Annotated in this window: 1 pseudogene; it reads left to right on the top strand. The window is 75.1% G+C overall.

Features of this window, described 5'->3' with window-relative positions:
* A pseudogene (locus tag ACFP3V_RS13650) lies at positions 1 to 765 on the top strand (hypothetical protein); the annotation flags it as partial.
* Between the last annotated feature and the right edge of the window lie 169 nt (positions 766 to 934).

The following is a 934-nucleotide window of genomic DNA, read 5'->3' as shown; positions in this document are numbered from 1 at the left end:
GCGGTCCCGGTCCCGCCCGTACGACGGCCGGTCGTCACGGCGGTACCCACCGCCCTGCGGACGGTCCTCACGGCGGAAGCTCCCACCCTGCGGACGGTCCTCACGGCGGAAGCTCCCACCCTGGGGGCGGTCCTCGCGGCGGTAGCCGCCGCTCTGCGGACGGTCGTCACGATCCCGCCCGTAACCCCCGCTGCGAGGACGGTCGTCCCGGTCCCGGTCCCGCCCGTACGACGGCCGGTCGTCACGACGGTACCCACCGCCCTGGGGACGGTCCTCACGGCGGAAGCCACCGCCCTGCGGCCGGTCGTCCCGGTCCCGCCCGTACGACGGCCGGTCGTCACGACGGTACCCACCGCCCTGGGGACGGTCCTCACGGCGGAAGCCACCGCCCTGCGGCCGGTCGTCCCGGTCCCGCCCGTACGACGGCCGGTCGTCACGACGGTACCCGCCGCCCTGGGGACGGTCGTCCCGGCGGAAGCCGCCGCTCTGCGGACGGTCGTCCCGGTCCCGCCCGTAGCCCGCGCTCCGGGGACGGTCGTCACGGTCCCGGTCCCGCCCGTACGACGGCCGGTCATCGCGACGGTACCCACCGCCCTGCGGACGCTCGTCACGGCGGTCGTCGCGCTCCCGATCGCGGCCGTAGGCCGGCCGGTCGTCGCGCCGGAACCCTCCGGAGGGGCGGTCGTCACGACGGTAGCCGCCGCCACCGCCACGGAAGTCACGTCGGCCGGCGCCGCCCCGACCGTCCTGGGGTCCTTCGCCTGAGCGCCGCTCGGGCCGGTCGTGAGGGGGGTTTCCCATGGACGTGACTCCTGTCTCGGATAGCTTCTCGGCGCCTCGGGCGCCAACCTTCATTCTCCCGCACCGGCCAGCTCGCCGCGCACGGGCGAAGGTCCCGACGACGTCGAAACCTCCACATACGCAAAAAAGAAAC

The sequence above is a fragment of the Streptacidiphilus monticola genome (genome assembly GCF_042658505.1).
GTDB lineage: Bacteria > Actinomycetota > Actinomycetes > Streptomycetales > Streptomycetaceae > Streptacidiphilus > Streptacidiphilus monticola.
The sequence above is the reverse complement of the archived record's forward strand: the minus strand, read 5'-3'. Positions and strand labels throughout refer to the sequence as shown.